The sequence below is a fragment of the Pseudomonas sp. P39-UII1 genome (assembly GCF_039672635.1).
Classification (GTDB): domain Bacteria; phylum Pseudomonadota; class Gammaproteobacteria; order Pseudomonadales; family Pseudomonadaceae; genus Aquipseudomonas.
In genome coordinates, this window is sequence record NZ_JBDFPP010000017.1 from 1 (window position 1) to 14,498 (window position 14,498).

General features: G+C 63.1%; 8 protein-coding genes and 5 tRNA genes. 5 read left to right on the forward strand and 8 right to left on the reverse strand.

From position 1 onward, the window contains the following. The 3 genes from ABEH27_RS19565 to ABEH27_RS19575 form a co-directional block, all read left to right on the forward strand. Window positions 1-4,102: RHS repeat-associated core domain-containing protein (locus tag ABEH27_RS19565; protein WP_346615147.1), on the forward strand; the 4,102-nt coding region annotated here is incomplete at its 5' end. Between the two features lie 566 nt (window positions 4,103-4,668). Continuing rightward, window positions 4,669-7,110, forward strand: a complete 2,442-nt coding sequence (locus ABEH27_RS19570; protein WP_346615148.1) for a fimbria/pilus outer membrane usher protein — start codon at window positions 4,669-4,671, stop codon at window positions 7,108-7,110. Window positions 7,111-7,129: 19 nt separating this feature from the next. Further along, window positions 7,130-8,209 carry a fimbrial protein gene (locus ABEH27_RS19575; RefSeq protein WP_346615149.1) on the forward strand — a complete coding sequence of 360 codons (1,080 nt, stop codon included), beginning with the start codon at window positions 7,130-7,132 and terminating at the stop codon, window positions 8,207-8,209. 132 nt (window positions 8,210-8,341) lie between these two features. On the opposite strand, the gene ABEH27_RS19580 is transcribed toward ABEH27_RS19575, so the two are convergent. The 5 genes from ABEH27_RS19580 to ABEH27_RS19600 form a co-directional block, all read right to left on the reverse strand. After that, window positions 8,342-8,417: transfer RNA gene (locus tag ABEH27_RS19580), tRNA-Gly, on the reverse strand. 86 nt (window positions 8,418-8,503) lie between these two features. Continuing rightward, window positions 8,504-8,579, reverse strand: a tRNA-Gly gene (locus ABEH27_RS19585). Window positions 8,580-8,582: 3 nt separating this feature from the next. Continuing rightward, window positions 8,583-8,658, reverse strand: a tRNA-Glu gene (locus tag ABEH27_RS19590). 92 nt (window positions 8,659-8,750) lie between these two features. Further along, window positions 8,751-8,826: transfer RNA gene (locus ABEH27_RS19595), tRNA-Gly, on the reverse strand. 4 nt (window positions 8,827-8,830) lie between these two features. Next, window positions 8,831-8,906 (reverse strand) — tRNA-Glu (locus ABEH27_RS19600). A 369-nt stretch (window positions 8,907-9,275) separates the two neighbouring features. Between ABEH27_RS19600 and ABEH27_RS19605 the strand changes: the two genes are divergently transcribed. Beyond that, complete coding sequence (locus ABEH27_RS19605) at window positions 9,276-10,043, forward strand: hypothetical protein (protein WP_346615150.1); 768 nt, start codon at window positions 9,276-9,278, stop codon at window positions 10,041-10,043. Between the two features lie 69 nt (window positions 10,044-10,112). Here the strand turns inward: ABEH27_RS19605 and ABEH27_RS19610 are convergent, their stop codons facing one another. Together ABEH27_RS19610 and ABEH27_RS19615 are read right to left on the reverse strand one after the other, a co-directional pair. Then, window positions 10,113-10,595, reverse strand: a complete 483-nt coding sequence (locus ABEH27_RS19610) for a GAF domain-containing protein (protein ID WP_346615151.1) — start codon at window positions 10,593-10,595, stop codon at window positions 10,113-10,115. Beyond that, window positions 10,596-11,483 (reverse strand): ATP-binding protein, encoded by an 888-nt coding sequence (locus tag ABEH27_RS19615; RefSeq protein ID WP_346615152.1) that lies wholly within the window; start codon window positions 11,481-11,483, stop codon window positions 10,596-10,598. A 179-nt stretch (window positions 11,484-11,662) separates the two neighbouring features. Here ABEH27_RS19615 and ABEH27_RS19620 point away from each other — a divergent pair, with 179 nt between their 5' ends. After that, window positions 11,663-14,020, forward strand: a complete 2,358-nt coding sequence (locus ABEH27_RS19620; protein ID WP_346615153.1) for a response regulator — start codon at window positions 11,663-11,665, stop codon at window positions 14,018-14,020. Here the strand turns inward: ABEH27_RS19620 and ABEH27_RS19625 are convergent. Next, a complete protein-coding gene (locus ABEH27_RS19625; protein WP_346615154.1) occupies window positions 14,010-14,498 on the reverse strand; it encodes a glutathione peroxidase in 489 nt (162 codons plus the stop codon). The genes ABEH27_RS19620 and ABEH27_RS19625 overlap by 11 nt on opposite strands.

Consider the following 14,498-nt stretch of genomic DNA (forward strand, 5'->3'; position numbering starts at 1 on the left):
TGGCTCGACCGCCACTTACCTCGCTGGCGATACGCCGCTGCGCAGCATCACCCGCCGCTTCAACCGCTTCCACCTGCTGACCCTGCAAACGACCGAGCAGGCCCATGAGGTCTACGACGAACACGCCGCGCAGCCACGGCGCGAAACCTGCGTCGAAGAGGTCGAGACCGTCTACCACGAAACCAGCGCCAGCTTCGAGCTGCAGCCGGCCGCCTTCCAGCTGCCCAAGCACCAGCTCAAGCGCTGGAAGATCAAGGAAGATGCCAGCCGGCTACGGGAAGAAGTGGTCATCACCCAGTACGACGAGTATGGCAACCTGGCCCTGGAGTCCCAGGCCGCAGCGCCGGTGTACCAGGGCGATGCGATCGACGAGGCCGCCACCCTGGCAACCACGATCCACACCCGGCACACCTACTACCCGCATACCGGCGAGGGCAGCGATTGCCCGCCCGACCCGCAGCTGTTCACCCGCAGCCGCAAGACCAGCACCGTGCACCCGGCCGCCAATGGCGAAGGCCAGGCGGCCACCCTGCAGACTCATTACCGTTACCAGCACGTGCCGGCACTGAGCGGGTCAAGCGGGGCCACGGGCTTCCTGGCGGCCCATGAGGAAGACCTGTTGCAGGTGGGCGACGACCAGGCGCAACTCCTGCAGAACACAACGCGCCGCTTCCTCGAGGAAAGCGACCACAATGCATTCCTGCATGGCCGCCTGGACCAACAGGTGCTGACACTCAAGCATCCGAGCGACGCGGCCAAGGACAAGACTGCGACATCGACGTTCTTCCATTCGCTGGTCGACGACGAGACCCAGCAAAAGACCCTGCTGCAGATGCGCGAGACCTTCAAGGGGCATGACCTGGCAGAGCGCGTGGTCGCAAGTGCGGTTTCTGTGCATACCGGCCTGCTGTGCCGCGACCAGGACTTCAACAAGGTCGAAACCCACTACCGCTACGATGTGCTCAACCGCTTGACGGCCGAGATCATCGCCCCCGGCACGGCCAACGCAGCCGCCCGGGAATACACCTACGAACTCGGCGCGAAAGCGAACGAAACCGCGAAAGATGTCAACGGCGTGGTCACCCGCACCTGGTTCGATGGCTATAACCGCCCCATCCGCCAAGAACGGGAAACCAAGGATGAGCAAACTGGCCAGCGCAACTGGCACGACGTGCAGACCACCGTGTACGACAGCGCAGGCCGGGTCGAGTCGCAAACCTCCTACGACTACCTGCAAAGCGATACACGCACGCTGACCAGCACCTTTACCTATGACGGCTGGGGCAACCGCGTCACCAGCTTGCTGCCGGACGGTATCGTGGCATGCACTGAGCGCTCGCCCTTCGGCGAGGAAGGGTTCGTCGTACAGCACTGGCAGGAGCGCTCGGACGAAGCCAGGCCACGCAAGCGCCGGCAGTTTGTCAGCACTGAATTCAACCGTTTCGACAAACCGCTCAGCGACCGTCGCCTGGACCTCGACGGCCAGCTGGTGGGCAGCAAGCGCTACCACTACGACGGGGCTGGCCGTTGCGTGCGCGAGGTGCAGCAACTGCGTGACCCACTGGACCTGCAGGCACCACCACTGGAGCAGACCACGCGGTTCAGCTACGACGTGTGGGACCGCATGGCCAGCACCGAACGCCCCGATGGCAGCCTATTGCTACGCCGCTTTGCCAGCCACAGCACCAATGAGCTGACCACCGAACTGGAACTTTCACCCGCGAACGGTGGGGGAAGCAGCATTGTCTGCAAGCGCGCGTTCGATGGCCTGGAACGGCTCACCAGCCTGACCGTCGGCAACCGGACCGAGACCTTCCGCTATCAAGGCCAGATGACGCTGGTCGACGAACGTGACAAGGCCTCGGGACGCACCCTCAAGTATGCCTACACACCCGAGCTGACCCAGCAGCCAACTTCGATCACCCTCAAGGACGCAAAGGCCGCCACCGACGAAACCACCTTCGGTTACGACCGCCCCGATGCGGCAATCACGTTGGCAGACAACGCCGCTGGCAAGCGGGACTATGTCTATACCGACCAGGGGTACCTGCTCAAGGAAACCTGGACGGACAAACAATCGGCCGGGAACTACCACATCGACCACACTGCATCGCTTCAGGGCCGCCCGATAGAGCGCAAGATCAGCGACGGCCCCCTGACCCGGCACGCGTATGACGAAGCAGGGCGATTGACAGAAACGACGCAAGGCAACCTCAACGCCACATTCACCTATGACCCGGATGGGCGCCTGCATACCACCACCACCGTTGACAGCATCAGTAAGCGGCAGGTCATCAGCACCGTCCTTTATGACGACCTGGGACGTGAATGCGAACGCAGCGTGGCGCTGGATGACGGCAGCACGCGCACGGTGAAAACGGTGTGGCGTGACGACGACCTGCTGCACAGCCGCGCCACGCTGCGAGACGGCGAGCAGCGCCTACTCGAAACGTTCCGCTATGACAAATTGAACCGGCTGGACAAAGTCACCTATACGCTCGACGACGAGAACGACGCCGAGGCCTACCTGCCGCGTAACCGGGCCGGGCGTTCCATCACGAGCCAGGTGTTCCGCTTCGACGACTGGAACAACCTGATCCGCTGCCAAACTTCCTTCAGTGACCGCGAAACGGATGACGCCCGCTTCAGTTACGGCGCCGCGAGCGCAGGCGACCTCCACGACATGTTCCAGTTGCGTGTGCTGACCCACACCTTGCAGCCGGACTACCCGCCGACGCAGACGTTCACCTATGACGCTGATGGCAACCAAGACAACGATGAGTGGGGACGCCGGCTCGCCTACGATGAGCACGGGCGCCTGCAGCAGGTGAGCAGCAAGGATGGCAATACTGTTATCGCGCGTTACCGCTACGATGGGCACGATCATCTGGTGGGCGTAACCCACGATCAACAAGCCGAACAACTGCGCCGCTACGAAGGCTACCGCCTGAGCACAGTGAGCCAGGGCGGCGAACAGGCCCATTACCTGCACGGCGATGCTCACCCGCTTGGGCTGCAGAACCCGGCCAAACCGCAAGACACGCGCCTGCTGCTGACCGACAACGCCGCTTCGGTCACTGCCGAGTATAATGCCGCCGGGGTCAGCGAGGCGCACTTGAGCCTGTATGGTGAACGCGGTGACGATGACACGCTGCAGAGCCTGCTGGCCTTCAACGGGGAAGTACGCGAACAGCAGCTCGACTGGTACCTGCTGGGGCGTGGTTACCGTGCCTACAACCCCGGGCTGATGCGTTTCCACAGCCCCGATTCGCTGCCTCAGGAAGACGTGGGGGTGAACCCCTACCTGTATGCCCTGGGCAATCCGGTGAACTGGCGCGACCCGACCGGCCACAGGTCCTCGCCGATACCGAGCAGGGATCCGAACCCCCCCTATATCGACCCGATGGAGGAGCCTAAGAAACCAAGCATCTGGGGAACAATTTTGCCGATCATTGCCGGGATTGCAGGCTTTGCTGTCGGAGCTCTACTCACTGTATTTCTCCCCCCGGTGGGTGCGATGGTGCTCGGCGTTCTGGCTGTTGCGGGCGGCGCGACGGCAACGATGCTTGCGGCCCGGGAGGAGGATCCGACGAAAGCAATGATCTTGAACGCCGTCGGCGGATTCTTGCTCGGTGCCGGTTCGACAATGCTCTTTGCGGGAGCCAGCAAGGGGGTTAAACAGTGGAGGGCTGGACGGAGTGCAGCGCCGGGCCCTACAGACACCCCTTCGATATCATCGCCTGCGGCCACGCCGGTACCATCGCGTGCGGCCACGCCGGCACCATCGCCGGTCGTGTCGCGCCAAAATAGCATCGCCAGCCAATCCCCCCCAGCTAGTTCACGGGGGAGCCTCACCCCATCAGAGCCTTCAGTTGACTATGGTAGTTCCGCTGGCTCGAGATCAAATTCCGTGGAGAGCGTTGTTGTTGATCGGCCACCAAGTCCACCGCCAAGTCCTGCACCGTCTGTAGCGTCAAATGGCATCGATACGACCAGTTTTGTCGACCATTTGGGATTGCGACGTGTCAACTTTCGTTGGTTCAACAGATTCCCGGGGGATAACGCAGGACATGGCACATTGAGCCGGCGTTCTTCAAGGTAGTTGTCGCGTCAACCATCCAACTATGCGGCTTGCTTCACGTGCTGTTGTTCGATCAGGATTCAGCAGCACGGTACCCATTGAGCTGGTCAAGTAATTTTGGACACCGGTTAAGGTTCATGCCGCTGCCCTGAGCTTTTCCTCCATGGCTACCGGGGTCTCATAGCCGTTGTAGCTGTGGAGGCGCTTGAGGTTGTAGCGCACCAAATAACCCATGATGTCTATCCTGACACCGGGGGAGGAGATAAATCTCTGCATCATTGATGAATCCGGGGCCGCTCTGCGGCCCCCTTTCCCTTCAAACCTGATTTGCCGGCAAATTCACCCCCCCCTCCGGATATCTCCTACATATCCGTCAGCACGTATTCCCTAACGTGGCCGCAACACGCCCGTCCTCGCCCTGGGCTCATCCAGTCAACGGCAATCTCGCACCCTGCTCGAGAACCAGCCGAACAGACGGTAAATGAATCGCCGATACAAAGGATCACATCATGCTCCTGCCCTACAAGCGCAGGCCTAAATCGTCGCGCCTACGCTTTCCCAAACTCATGGCGCTTGGATCAGGCACCATGCTGCTACTTATCCATCGCCTGGTAATTGCCGAGAGCGCCGATGCAACATTCGACGCCAGCTTCATGCGCCAGGCCCCCAACCAGCCCGCCGAAGCGGGCGCCCTGGCCCTGCAGTCCCTGGCCGCCGAAACCCCACTCGCCGCTGGCCGCTATCGCCTGGAAGTCTGGGTCAACCTGGTGTTCCTCGCCGAGCGCGATGTATTGCTACAAAAAAACGATGGCCAGCACACCCTGCAACCCTGCCTGAACGCCGCCCTGCTGCGCCAGGCCGGCCTGCGCGAACAGAGCCTGGCGCAGCCTTTGCCCGAGGATGACCGCTGCCTGGACCTCGAAACCATCGCCCCCGGCGCCACGGCCAAGCTCGACAGCCGGCGCCTGCGCCTGGAGCTGTCCATTCCCCAGGCCTTCCTGAGCCGGGATACGACGCGCATGCCCAGCGCCGAGCAGTGGGACTACGGCATCAATGCCGCCTTCATCAACTACCAGGCCTCGGCGCAAATGCGCAGCCAGGCCCATGGCGGCAGCCAGAGCAGCCAGGACCTGTACCTCAACAGTGGCCTCAACCTAGGCCCCTGGCGCCTGCGCAGCAGCCAGTCGCTGCGCGAGGACGAACACGGCAGCCGCCGCTGGAGCCATACCAACACCTACGCCCAGCGCGACCTGCCCGGCAGCCTCGGCACCCTCACCCTGGGCGAAACCTTCAGCAACGGCGAGGTGTTCCGTGGCCAGCCATTCAAGGGCCTGCAACTGGCCTCCGACCTGGGCATGCTGCCCGACGTGATGCAAAACTACGCGCCCATCATCCGCGGCGTGGCGCAAACCCGCGCCAAGCTCGAAGTGCTGCACAACGGCTACCCCATCTACAGCACCTATGTTGCGCCAGGCCCCTATGAAATCGACGACCTCGCCGTTGGCAGCGGCAGCGGCGAACTGGAAATCGTCCTGACCGAAGCCGACGGCCAGGTCAGGCGCTTCATCCAGCCTTATTCCAGCCTGAGTAACCTGCTGCGCGAAGGCGTGTGGCGCTATAGCGCCACCCTGGGCCGCTACAACGGCGCCGAAGACCTCGACTCGCCGCTGCTGTGGCAGGCGACACTGGCCCGTGGCGGCGCCTGGAACACCACCCTGTATGGTGGCGTGCAAGGCGGCGACTACTACCGCGCAGGCACCCTGGGCGCCGCCCGTGACCTGGGCAACATCGGCGCACTGTCGTTCGATGTGACCCGCGCCGAGAGCGACCTGGGCAGCACCCTGGGCAAGGTTCACGGGCACAGCTTCGCCGCACGCTACGGCAAGGCCTTCGACACCGGCACCAACTTGCGCTTCGCCGGCTATCGCTACTCCACCGAAGGTTATCGCGACTACGACGAGGCCGTGCGCGAACGCAATGCCTACAGCGCGTACCGAGGCAGCCGTCGCAGCCGCCTGGAGGCCTCCGCCCACCAGCGCCTGGGCAGCCGCAGCTCACTGAGTTTTACCATGACCCAGGACGACTATTGGCAAAGCAACCAGCAGTCGCGTCAGTACCAGTTGCAGTTCAGCACCCACCTGCACAATGTCACTTACAACCTGTACGCCTCGCAGTCCCTGAACGAGCGCAACCACAACGACCGCATGTTCGGCCTGAGCGTGTCGTTGCCGCTGGGCTTCGGCCGCGCCTCCAGCGCCAACCTCGACCTGCAGTCACGCAACGGCGCCCACAGCCAGCGCGCCAGCCTCTCCAGCAGCGCCCTGGACCATCGCCTGAGCTACGTCGCCTCGACCAGCCGGGACGAACGGCACAACCAGACCTCCGCCTTCTCGGTCGGCTACCAGGGGGCCAGGGCCAGTGTTGGCGCCGGCTACACGCAAAGCGACGATTACCGTGCGCTGTCACTCAACGCCAGCGGCAGCCTGTTGCTGCATGAGCGCGGCTTGACCAGCGGCCGCTATCTGGGCGAAACCAATGCCTTGGTACACGTGCCCGAAATCGCCGGGGTCGGCGTGAAGAACGCCCCCGGCAGCCGCAGCGACAGCAGCGGCCACCTGCTGGTGCCTTACCTTCGGCCTTACCGCAACAACTCGCTGGAACTCGACACCGACGACCTCGGCCCGCAGGTGCAGATCGACAACGGCGCCCAGCACCTGACACCGCGTCGCGGCGCGATCGTGCTGGCCGAATTCCAGGCACGCAAGGTCAGCCGGCTAATCCTCACCCTGCTCCGGGCCAACGGCCAGCCACTGCCTTTCGGCACCCAGGTCAACGACGACGCAGGCACGTCGCTGGGGGTAGTCGGCCAGGCCGGCCAGGCCTTGCTGGCGGTCGAAGACAAAGCCCAGACGCTACACCTGCGCTGGGGCGAAGCCAGCGATGAGCACTGCCAGCTGCAGATCGAGCCCGCCCACATGGACCAGGCCCTGGGCTACCACCAACAGACGCTCAATTGCCCCACCCTCTGACGCACCGGAACCTATCCCCATGAACGCCTCATTCACCCGACGCGCGATCCTGCCGCTGGCATTGACAGGCCTGCTCGCCAGTAGCGACGCACTTGCCCTTTGCAGATGGGACGGCGGCGCCCCCAGCGGGCAACTGCTGTACAACATTCAACTGGATAACCTCTGGGTACCGCGCCATGCGCCCGTGGGTAGCGTAATCCGTACCGCCAGCCGCATGAGAACGACGAACGCCACAGGCCAGGTCCTCCTCTGCCCGGTGGCTGTCGTTGGCGACTATGCCGAAGTCAACCTGCCAAATACCGCAAGAATCTTCCCCGGCCCGCTGCCACCTATCGGTGGCGTCGAAACCGACCGTGTGCTCGAAACCAACATACCCGGCGTCGGCGTGCACGTGCGTCTGGGTGCCCCGTACGAGGGTGGATGGAACAACTACTGGATACCACGGACCGCTGTTTCAGTCCCCTACACTGGCTACCAGGACAATCCGGCCCCCCTGGCCATCCGCACGACCTACCTGGAAACCTACATCACCGTAATCAAGACTGGCGAAATACCGCCGGGCCCGCACGACTTTGCCGGCCAGGAGCTGTTCACCGGCAATTTCACCGGCGTAGGCAGCGTGCTCAAGGCCAATTTGCACGGCAGGATAATGCAGGCGCAATGCTCCTTGCGAACCGATGCAGTCAGCGCCGACCCGGTAGATCTTGAAAACCATGACCTGAGCAGCTTTACCGGCGAAGGCTCGGCCACAGCTGCAATCCCCTTCCACATCAACCTGAACAACTGCGATGACGACCCGGCCGGTGGCAAGGCACGGGTGCACATTCAACTGGACGTTGCCAAGGGCGCAACTGTGATCGATGCCGACAAAGGGCTGTTCAGTCTCTCACCCGACCCTCGTAGCGCGACCGGCCTGGGCGTGCAGCTGCTACGAGCCGACGGCGTGACACCTGCCGAGCTTGGCCAGGAGCTGGACGTGAGCCCGATCACCCCCGGGGACATGCGCATAGGCTTCAACGCCCGCTACTACCAGGTGGCGCCCAGTGTTACGACCGGGGTCGCCAAGAGCGCACTCAACTTCACGATATATTACAAGTAAGACCGAACGAGGATGATGGGCGCAACGGGCAGGCCTGGCCCGTTGCGCGAATGACGGCCAGCGAGGTGAGATTAAAAAACGGGCATGCAGAACGAAGAAAGGGACTTACGTCCCTTTCTTCGTTATTCGATTTGGAGCGGGAAACGAGACTCGAACTCGCGACCCCGACCTTGGCAAGGTCGTGCTCTACCAACTGAGCTATTCCCGCATTGTGAAGCTTTACCGCTAATCGGCGTGAAGCGCCATGAAGACCTTCACCACCACTGCACCGCATAGACGCCACAGTATTTAAACTGGAGCGGGAAACGAGACTCGAACTCGCGACCCCGACCTTGGCAAGGTCGTGCTCTACCAACTGAGCTATTCCCGCAAATGGCGTCCCCTAGGGGACTCGAACCCCTGTTACCGCCGTGAAAGGGCGGTGTCCTAGGCCACTAGACGAAGGGGACACACAACACTTTTCAGTGCGCCAGATATTGAACCTCACGATTCAACCTGGGCTTTCTTTTCCTGCCTCGCCGTTAAGCGTTGCCGGAGAAACTGGAGCGGGAAACGAGACTCGAACTCGCGACCCCGACCTTGGCAAGGTCGTGCTCTACCAACTGAGCTATTCCCGCAATATGGCGTCCCCTAGGGGACTCGAACCCCTGTTACCGCCGTGAAAGGGCGGTGTCCTAGGCCACTAGACGAAGGGGACACGCTGCTGGCATTACTGCCTGCTTTCACTCCCTGCCGCGTTTCGCTGTGTGCTTTACGCTGCAAGTGGCGCGCATTCTATGGATGCTTCGAACACCCGTCAACCCCTTTGTAGAAATTTATTTAAATCAATGACTTCCGGGTGGATGGGGGTGCAGATGCGGGCCGCGTTGTCGATATAGAGAGAGGGAGCGCTGTGCTGGCCTCTTCGCGGTTGAAGCCGCCCCTGCAGGGCCCGCGCCGAGGTCGAGCCCGATGCACTGCCTGCGGGAGCGGCTTTAGCCACGAAGAGGCCAGCACAGGCGCTGTTCGTCCCCAGGCGAACTCACTACACTCAAGGCTGTAATTCTTCTTCAATGAGGCATTAACGGTGACACCACTTCTGATCACCCTGCTCATCGTGGCGGGCATCGCGTTGCTGATCGTGATCGGCTACCTCAATAATGTGGTCGAAAACAGCAAGCTGGAACGCGCACGGCTGAAGATCGAGCTGGCGGACCGCCTGCGCCGCTGTGGCGAAATCACCGAAACCTTCCCCGGCCAGTTCATGACCCCGGCCTTGAAGCTGTTGCTCACCCGCCTGGAGCTGAACCTCAACCAGCGCCAACTGGCGCTGGACAAGCACAATGCCGAGCTCAAGGCGCGCATCGCCGAGCTTGAAGGGCTGATCGCGCTCGGCGACAGCATCCCGGTGAACAACCCGCCCAACCCGATCCAGACCGAGGTAAAGGCCAAGGACGTGCGCTTCCTGCTGGAGGCGCTGCACACCCAGATCGTCAAGGCCACCCAGGAGAACGTCCTGCAGACCAGCGAGGGCAAGCACTGGGTCAAGGAAATCCGCCACCTGTTGGTGCTGCTGCACATCGAATTCTTCAACAACCTCGGCCAACAGGCCCTGCAACAGGAACAGCCGGGCCAGGCCCGCCTGGCCTTCGAGCGCGGCGTGCAGTACCTGCGCAAGCAGCCTGAGCCGAAAGTGTACGAAGAGCAGCTGACGTACCTGGAAAAACTGCTGGCGCGTGCCAATGCCCAGGTGCTGGACCAGATGGAGCCAGCCGAGAACGAGCACAACGAATTGACCGATGGCCTCAAGACCGATGAGGAAGAGACCTGGAAGAAGAAGGTGATCTACGACTGATGCTTCAACCTGTCCCGGCCTCATCGCGGTCTGACTTGCCCGCGATGAGGCCGGCCCAGGCAACCTCGATCAGCAGTCAGTCAATTCCAGAAAAACCGCCGCCAACCGCTCCAGCCCCACCTGGTCCGCCTCGCTGAACCGCCCGACCTTTGGGCTGTCCAGGTCGAGCACAGCAATCAGCCTGCCCTCCTTCACCAGCGGTATCACCAGTTCGCTGTTGGACGCACTGTCACAGGCGATGTGCCCCGGGAACGCATGCACGTCTTCGACCCGCTGGGTCTGCCGAGTGGCCGCTGCCGCGCCGCACACACCGCGGCTGAACGGTATGCGCACACAGGCCACCTGGCCCTGGAACGGGCCCAGTACCAGCTCTTCGTTACGGTTGAGGTAGAACCCGGCCCAGTTCAGGTCGTCCACCTGGTTGTACAGGAACGCCGAAAACTGCGCGGCATTGGCGATGAAGTCGCGCTCGTCGGCAAACAGCGCCTGCACTTGCGCAGCCAGCAGGTCATAGCCGTCGAGGCCAGCGCCACTGGCATTGAGGTCGATCATTTATTTCTGCTCCAGCAATTGCAGCCCGACCCAGTAGCGGGCGAACTGATAGGCACAACGGCCATTACGGTTGCCGCGGCCGGTAGCCCAGCGCACGGCGAGGATGTCGAGGGCTTCGGTGCGCTGCCAGGCCAGCCCGGCAGGCTGCGCCAGCTGGCCGATCCAGTGCTCGACCACGCTGAGGAAGTGTTCCTGGGTGAACGGGTAGAACGACAGCCACAAGCCAAAACGGTCGGACAAGGCAATCTTGTCTTCTACCGCTTCGCTGGGGTGCAGTTCGCCATCGACCCGCTTCCAGTTCTCATTGTCGCTCTCCTTCTCCGGCACCAGGTGGCGACGGTTGGAGGTGGCGTACAGCAGCACGTTATCCGGCGCCTGTTCCAGCGAACCATCGAGCACGCTCTTGAGCACCCGGTAGTCGCCCTCCCCGGCTTCGAACGAGAGGTCGTCACAGAACAGGATAAAGCGCTGCGGCAGCTTCTGCAGCTGCTCGACCACGCGCGGCAGGTCGGCCAGGTGATCGCGCTCAATCTCGATCAGGCGCAGCCCGGCGCCCGCGTGCTCGGCCAGCAAGGCACGCACCAGTGACGATTTGCCGGTGCCGCGCGAACCCCACAGCAGGGCGTGGTTGGCCGGCAGGCCATTGATGAACTGGTGAGTGTTGCGGCCCAGCTGGTCACGCTGCTTGTCGACGCCGATCAGGTCGGTCAAGCGAATGTCCAGGCTGACTTGCAACGGCATCAGGTAACCGCTGCGGCCATCGCGCTGCCAGCGCGCGGCCAGGGTGGTGGCCCAGTCGATGTCCGGGCGCAGGGCCGGCAACAAAGGCTCAAGGCGCGCCAGCACGGACTCGGCGCGTTCCAGAAAACTATTCAAGCGGGCGTCCATGACGACTCCTAGCAATTCAGGTTCAGGGCTGCAGTGCGGGCCTCTCGCGGGTAAATCCGCTGCCACAGGTACGCATATGACCTGTAGGAGCGGGTTTACCCGCGAGAGGCCCGCACTGACAGTTGAGCAATCAAGGCTGAATGTGTGACAGGCCCACCAGCAGCCGGGGTTGATCGGCTATGCTTGCGCAGCGCAAGGGATGTGAAACCGGCTCGGGACCCATGGATATCAAGTTCACCAATCGCCTGTCATACAAGCAAGCCCGGTTGACAGTCCTGGTCGGCTTCATCCTGGGAACATTGCTCAGTCTCATCCAGATCGGCATCGATTATGCCAGCGAAGACGCATCCATCAACCGCGAAGTGCAGGCGTTGCTGCAAATCAGCCACAACCCGGCCTCGCGCATCGCCTACAACATCGACTCGGAACTGGCGCTGGAGCTGACCCGCGGCCTGCTGCAGTCGCCGGCGATCATCCGGGCGCGCTTGATCGACAACAACGAGACGGTGCTGGCCGATGTGCAGCGCGCGGCCCTGCAGGACCGCTACCGGCCCCTGAGCGACTTTCTGTTCGGCGAGCAGCGCCAGTTCAAGGAGCGTCTTTACCTCACCCACATGCCCGAGGAATACCTCGGCACCCTGTACCTGGACGTCGACACCTACGCCTTTGGCAGCCGCTTCCTCGAGCGTGCCGGGGTCACCCTGCTCAACGGCTTTGCCCGCAGCCTGGTGCTCACCGGCATTCTCCTGGCGCTGTTCTACATGATGCTGACCAAGCCCTTGGTGACAGTAATCGGCGCCCTCAGCGGGCGTGATCCGCGCCAGCCTGGGCAAACCCGCCTGGAGTGCCCCCATGGCCATGAGCTGGACGAGATCGGCGTGCTGGTCAAGGTCGCCAACCAGCAGTTCGTCAGCATGGCCACCGAGATCCAGCAGCGGCGCAGCGCCGAAAATCGCCTGACGCAGTATCTCAACGAGCTGGAAGATATCGTCTCGGCTCGCACCGAAGAACTCAAGGCCAGCAACAGCCGCCTCAGCCAGTCCAACCAGGAGCTGGTCGAAGCCCGCCAGCGCGCCCTTGACATGGCCCAGGCCCGCGCGGCCTTTCTGGCCAACATGAGCCACGAAATCCGCACCCCGCTCAACGGCATGCTCGGCATGATCGCCCTGGCCCTGGACAGCCCCCTGGCCAGCGAGCAGCGCCAGCAACTGTCCATCGCCCACGACTCGGGCAAGGTGCTGGTGGAGTTGCTCAACGATATCCTCGACCTGTCCAAGTTCGACGCCGGGCAGCTGGAACTCGAACGGATACCCTTCGACATGGGCGCAATGGTCGAGGACACCGCCAACCTGCTGTCACAGAACGCCGCGCAAAGCGTCGAGCTGACCTGCCTGATCGCCCGCGACTTCCCAAGCTCGGTGCTGGGCGACCCCACCCGCGTGCGCCAGGTGGTCAGCAACCTGCTGTCCAATGCCCTCAAGTTCACCCGCTTCGGCCGCGTCGACCTGCACCTGGTGCGTATCGTTGGCGGGGTGCGCCTGGAGGTACGCGACACCGGTATCGGCATACCCGAAGACGCCCAGGCGCGGATTTTCCAGCCATTTACCCAGGCGGGCGCCGGCATCACCCGCCAGTATGGCGGTACCGGCCTGGGCCTGGCCCTGACCCGCAACCTGTGCAAGGCCATGCAGGGCCACCTGCATATCCGCTCCGAACCAGGTTTTGGCAGCGTGTTCAGCGCCGAATTGCCGCTGACCACCCATACCGAAGCCATCCCGCCGGCACCGCTGCAAGGCCGGGTCGTGACCCTGAGCAACGCAGGCAGCGGCCTGTGCGAACTGCTGCAGAACGTGCTGCCGGCCTGGGGGCTGGCGTACCAACGGCATGACAGCACGGCGGCACTGGATGGCCGCGCAATCGACCTGCTGATCACCGACGACCTGGAGCATCTGTTCCAGCTGCGCCCTGCGCTCAAAACGCCGATCCTGCTGGTGACCGCCTATGGCAACTTCCTGCCCGCCGAGCAGTCAGCGCAGCTGGCGCCTCTGCACCAGCTGGCCCGCCCACTGGCGCGCAATGCCTTGTACCAGACCCTGCGCCGTACCCTGCAGGGCCATGCCCCCGAGCACCCGCTGGCCACGCCATCGCTAACCGCCGCTAGCGGCCGCGCGCGCATTCTGCTGGTGGAAGACAACCCGGTGAACCAGTTGGTGGCCAAGGGCATGCTGGCCAAGCTCGGCTGTCAGGTGCAGCTGGCCACCCAAGGCGCCGAGGCGCTGGAATGGCTGGAGCAGGCGGATTTCGACATGGTGCTGATGGACTGCAACATGCCGGTGATGGACGGCTACGAGGCTAGCAGGCGTATCCGCCAGAGTGGCCGCTGGCCAGAGCTGCCGATCGTCGCCCTGACCGCCAACGCCATGCCCGAGGAACGCGAACGCTGCCGGGCGGCGGGCATGAACGACTACCTGGCCAAGCCGTTCCGCCGCGAAGAGCTATTGGCACTGATCGACCACTGGGTGCCGCTCAGCGGCTGAGCAGGCGCTCGATATCGGCTTCCAGGGCTTGAGGCTTGGTGGTCGGTGCGTAGCGCACGACCTTGCCGCTGGCAGGGTCGACCAGGAACTTGGTGAAGTTCCACTTGATCTTCTGCGACCCTAGCAGCCCCGGTGCGCGCTGCTTCAACTCGACGAACAGCGGATGAGCGCCGGGGCCATTGACCTCGACCTTGCGAAACAGCGGAAAACTCACGCCGAAGTTGCGCTCGCAGAACTGCGCGATCTCGCGCGCGTCACCCGGCTCCTGCTTGCCGAACTGATTGCACGGGAAACCCAGCACCACCAGGCCTCGCTCGCGGTAATCCTGCCACAGCTGCTCCAGGCCCTTGTACTGCGGGGTGAAACCGCACTGGCTGGCGGTGTTTACCACCAGCAGCGCCTTGCCGGCAAAATCGCCGAGCACCTTGTGCTCGCCGCCGATCGTCACGCAGGGGATGTCCAGCATCGATCCAGCCAT